This is a genomic window from Microbacterium sp. CPCC 204701 (genome assembly GCF_004010105.1).
Classification (GTDB): domain Bacteria; phylum Actinomycetota; class Actinomycetes; order Actinomycetales; family Microbacteriaceae; genus Microbacterium.
This window is the reverse complement of record NZ_RRYE01000225.1, coordinates 1-4,937: the sequence shown is the minus strand read 5'-3', so window position 1 is coordinate 4,937 and position 4,937 is coordinate 1. Positions and strand designations below refer to the sequence as shown.

Sequence of the window (4,937 nt, the reverse complement as noted above, 5' to 3'; positions counted from 1 at the left end):
ACCGCCGCCGCCTCGAGCCGGCGGCCGGGACCATCGGCGAGCACGAGCACGCTCGGCCCCGCCCCCGACACGACCGCGGCGAAGCCCGCCGCCCGCAGCGCGCGCACGAGCCGGTCGGTGTCGGGCATCGCGCTCGCGCGGTAGTTCTGGTGCAGCTTATCTTCGGTCGCCGCCTGCAGCAGTTCGGGGCTCTGGGTGAGGGCCGCGATCAACAGTGCCGAGCGGGACACGTTGAAGACGGCGTCCTCGCGGGGCACCTGCATCGGCTGGAGGCTCCGCGCGAGCTTCGTCGACATCGTGAACTCGGGGACGAGCACGAGCGGCGACACACCACGGTGCACGAGCAGCTTCTTGTGCTGGGGCGCGCCCTCGTCGACCCACGCGATCGTGAGGCCGCCGAACAGCGCCGGTGCGACGTTGTCGGGGTGGCCCTCGAGCTCCGTCGCCAGACGCAGCAGCGTGTCGGGCCCGAGCTCGACATCGCCCTCGAGCAGCCCCTTCGCAGCGAGCAGGCCCGAGACGACGGCTGCGCCCGACGATCCCAGCCCGCGGCCGTGCGGGATCACGTTCTTCGCGAACAGCCGGAGCCCCGGCGTCCTTCGTCCCACCGACTCGTACGCGTACGCGATCGCACGCACGACGAGGTGCGACGCGTCGCGCGGCACATCGGCCGCGCCGGATCCCTCGACCTCGATCTCGAGCTCGCCCTCGGGCAGAGCCGTCACGTCGAGCTCGTCGTACACACTGAGCGCGAGGCCGAGCGTGTCGAATCCCGGACCCAGGTTGGCGCTCGTGGCGGGCACCCGCACGACGACCCGGCGGCCGGGCGCCGGGACGACGGGTGCGTTCACGCGGTCGCCTCAGCGGGGGCGAGGTCGAGAACGGATGCCACCTCCGAGGTCGTCGCTTCGACGACCGTCGGCTCGATCTGCGAGCCGTCGGCGTTGCGCAGCGCCCACTGCGGGTCCTTCAGGCCGTGGCCGGTGACCGTGAGCACGACGCGTGCCCCCTGCGGCACGATGCCGGCCTCGACGCGGTCGAGCAGCCCCGCCACGCTGATCGCGGACGCCGGCTCGACGAAGATGCCGACCTCGCCTGCGAGCAGCTTCTGAGCGGCGAGGATCCTCTCGTCGTCGATCGCGCCGAAATAGCCGTCGGTCGCGTCGCGCGCATCGAGGGCCAGGTGCCAGGACGCCGGGTTGCCGATGCGGATGGCGCTGGCCACGGTCTCGGGGTTCTTCACGACCTCGCCGCGCACGAGTGGCGCGGATCCGGCGGCCTGGAAGCCGAACATGCGGGGCACGCGCGTCGAGACGCCGGAATCGGCCTCTTCGCGGTAGCCGCGGGTGTACGCGGTGTAGTTGCCCGCGTTGCCGACCGGGATGAAGTGGAAGTCGGGGGCGTCGCCGAGCTGCTCGACGACCTCGTACGCCGCGGTCTTCTGGCCGTCGATGCGGTCGGGGTTGACGGAGTTCACGAGATGCACCGGGTAGTGCTCGGCGAGTTCCCGGGCGATCTCGAGGCAGTCGTCGAAGTTGCCGCGGATCTGGATGAGGCGCCCGTTGTGGGCCACGGCCTGGCTGAGCTTGCCCATCGCGATCTTGCCCTCGGGCACGAGCACCGCCGCGGTGATGCCGGCATGAGCCGCATACGCGGCGGCCGAGGCGGACGTGTTGCCGGTGGATGCGCAGATCACCGCCTTCGCTCCGTGGTCGATGGCGCGCGACACCGCGACCGTCATGCCGCGGTCCTTGAACGACCCGGTCGGGTTCATGCCCTCGAACTTGACCCAGACGTCGGTGCCGGTGCGCCGCGAGAGCGCAGGCGCCGGAAGGAGCGGCGTGCCGCCCTCGCCCAGCGTGACGACCGTCGATGCGTCGGTCACGCCGAGGCGGTCGGCGTACTCGCGGAGGACTCCGCGCCAGACATGTGCCATTTCAGTTCCCTTCCACAGTCATTCACCCTCGACACGAAGGACCGACACGACGCGCTCCACGACGCCGCTCGTCGCGAGCCGGCTCACCGTCTCGCTGAGGTCCTGCTCCAGAGCCTTGTGAGTGCCGATGACGAGGCGCGCGATGTTCGCCTCCTCGCCCGCGACGGTCTGCTCGAGGGTCGCGATCGAGACGCGGCCGTCGCTGAGGATGCCCGCCACGGTCGCGAGCACGCCGGGCTGGTCATCGACCTCGAGCGTGATCTGGTATCGCGTCGTCACGCGTCCGATTGCAACGATCGGCAGATTCGCGAGCGTGGACTCCCCCACGCCCACGCCGCCCGCGATGTGGCGGCGGGCCGCCGAGACGACGTCGCCGAGCACGGCGGACGCCGTCTGCACTCCCCCGGCGCCCGCGCCGTAGAACATCAGGTTGCCGGCGGCCTCGGCCTGCACGAACACGGCGTTGTTGGCTCCGTGCACGCTCGCGAGCGGGTGGTCGCGCTCGATGAGCGCCGGGTACACGCGCACCGAGATGGACTCGCCGCTTCCGCCGTCCAGGCGCTCGCACACGGCGAGCAGCTTGATGACGTACCCGGCGTGCCGCGCGGCATCCATCGTGGACTTGTCGATGCCGGTGATGCCCTCGCGATGCACGGCGTCCAGCGGCACGGTCGTGTGGAACGCGAGGCTCGCGAGGATCGCGGCCTTCTGCGCCGCGTCGTAGCCCTCGACGTCTGCGGTGGGGTCGGACTCGGCGTAGCCGAGTCGCTGCGCGTCGACCAGCACATCGCCGAACTCGGCGCCCTCGGCATCCATACGGTCGAGGATGTAATTCGTGGTGCCGTTGACGATGCCCATGATGCGCTGCACGCGGTCGCCGGCGAGCGAGTCGCGCAGCGGGCGGATGATCGGGATGGCGCCCGCCGCGGCCGCCTCGTAGTAAACCTCTGCGCCGACCTGATCGGCGGCGTCGAAGATCTCGGGCCCGTGCGTCGCGAGGAGCGCTTTGTTGGCCGTGACGACGTCGGCGCCCGAGTTGATCGCCTGCAGAACGTACGCTCGGGCGGGCTCGATGCCGCCCATGAGCTCGATCACGATATCTGCGCCGAGGATGAGCGACTCCGCATCGGTCGTGAAGAGCTCGCGCGGCAGGTCCACGTCGCGCGTGGCGTCGATGTCGCGGACGGCGATACCCACGAGCTCGAGACGGGCGCCTGCGCGATCGGCCAGCTCATCGGCATGCTGTCGCAGAAGCGCGGCGACCTGCGAGCCCACGGCTCCGGCTCCCAGCAGCGCGACGCGGAGGCGGCGGTAGTCGGTCATGCGATCCCTTCCGTCGGAGCTTCCCGGGGCGTGCGCCCATCGTCGAGAGCGGGCCGGGCAGCGATGCCGGCGTCGCGCGCGAGCAGATCGTCGATCGTCTCGCCGCGCACGATGACGCGCGCCTCACCGCCGCGCAGCGCCACCACCGGCGGCCGCGCCACGTAGTTGTAGTTGCTCGCGAGCGAGAAGCAATAGGCACCCGTGGCGGGCACCGCGAGCAGATCGCCCGCGACCACGTCGGACGGCAGGTACTCGGCATCCACCACGATGTCGCCGGACTCGCAGTGCTTGCCCACCACTCGCGCAAGACTCGGGGCGGCGTCGCTGGTGCGCGAGGCCACCCGCGCCGAGAACTCGGCGCCGTACAGCGCGGGTCGTGCGTTGTCGCTCATGCCGCCGTCGACACTGACGTAGAGCCGCTGGCCGCCGGCCGCGAGCGCGACGGGCTTGGTCGTGCCCACCTCGTACAGGGTCACACCCGCACGGCCCACGATCGCGCGCCCGGGCTCGAACGCCAGGTTCGGGACCGGGATGCCGCGCACCTCGCACTGGCGTGCGACGGCGTCCGCGATGCCGACCGCCAGCTCTTCGATCGGGGTCGGGTCATCGGCCGACGTGTAGGCGATGCCGAAACCGCCGCCGAGGTTGAGCACCGGCAGGTCGCCGCCCTCGCGCAGCTCGGCGTGCAGCGCCACCACGCGTGCGGCGGACTCCTCGAAGCCGGCGCTGCCGAAGATCTGCGAGCCGATGTGGCAGTGCAGGCCCACCAGCCGCAGCCCCGAGAACTCGCGGATGCGCGCGACCGCGGCGGGGGCATCCGTCAGCGTGAAGCCGAACTTCTGGTCTTCGTGCGCCGTCGCGAGGAAGTCGTGCGTCTCGGCGTGCACGCCGCTGTTCACCCGCAGCAGCACCGGCTGCGTCGCCCCGCGCCGCTCGACGATCGCGCCGAGGCGCTCGATCTCGATGAGGCTGTCGATGACGATCGACCCGACGCCGGCCTCGACGGCCTGCTCGAGCTCGGCGACCGACTTGTTGTTGCCGTGGAAGCCGAGCCGAGAGGGGTCGGCGCCCGCCGCGAGCGCGACGGCGAGCTCGCCGCCCGTGCAGACGTCGACGGCCAATCCTTCTTCGGTCACCCAGCGTACGACCTCGGTGGTGAGCAGCGCCTTGCCGGCGTAGTACACACGCGCCTGCACGCCGTGCAGAGCGGCCGCGGCGCGGAAGGCGTCGAGCGTGCGGCGTGCGGTCTCGCGCACGAGATCCTCGTCGAGGACGTACAGCGGCGTGCCGAAGCGCTCATGCAGCTCGGTCGCGCGCAGGCCCCCGAGCAGGAGCACGCCGTCATCGTCGCGCAGGGCCGTCGCCGGCCACACCTCGGCGGCGAGCGCGTTCACGTCATCGGGTACCTGCAGCCATGCGGGAGCGGCGGAGCGGGTGTGCGGGTCGGCGGACACAGTGGACCAATCGGTGGGAGCTTCGGCGCGGCGGTCGTCCGGGAGCCCGGAAGCGGACCGGATGCCTCGGCCGGAGGGGTCACGCGCCGGGCAGTGCTTGAAGTCTAGGGTACGCGGCATCCGTCGCCTGCGTCGTGTGACGCCGCGAGTACGCCCTCACTCGCACGAGCCCGTCGCGCGCAGGGCGGGGTCGGTGGTGATGGCGCCGTCGACGTCGAAACCCG

General features: G+C 71.6%; 4 protein-coding genes. All 4 read right to left on the bottom strand.

The features are described from left to right. A partial coding sequence (gene thrB / locus EIO58_RS12445; protein ID WP_127819807.1) for a homoserine kinase occupies positions 1-851 on the bottom strand: 851 nt, incomplete at its 3' end. Next, entirely contained in the window at positions 848-1,936 is a 1,089-nt protein-coding gene (gene thrC / locus EIO58_RS12440) for a threonine synthase (protein WP_127819806.1), read from the bottom strand. The genes thrB and thrC, both read right to left, overlap by 4 nt. Before the next feature lie 18 nt (positions 1,937-1,954). Beyond that, positions 1,955-3,259, bottom strand: a complete 1,305-nt coding sequence (locus EIO58_RS12435) for a homoserine dehydrogenase (RefSeq protein WP_127819805.1) — start codon at positions 3,257-3,259, stop codon at positions 1,955-1,957. Further along, positions 3,256-4,713, bottom strand: a complete 1,458-nt coding sequence (lysA, locus tag EIO58_RS12430) for a diaminopimelate decarboxylase (protein WP_240658801.1) — start codon at positions 4,711-4,713, stop codon at positions 3,256-3,258. Before lysA ends, EIO58_RS12435 begins: the two co-directional genes overlap by 4 nt. Positions 4,714-4,937: the final 224 nt, after the last annotated feature.

Excerpts from the sequence above, each read along its gene's own strand:
- thrC (WP_127819806.1), bottom strand. The coding sequence starts at position 1,936 with ATGGCACATGTCTGGCGCGGAGTCCTCCGCGAGTACGCCGACCGCCTC.
- EIO58_RS12435 (WP_127819805.1), bottom strand. The coding sequence starts at position 3,259 with ATGACCGACTACCGCCGCCTCCGCGTCGCGCTGCTGGGAGCCGGAGCC.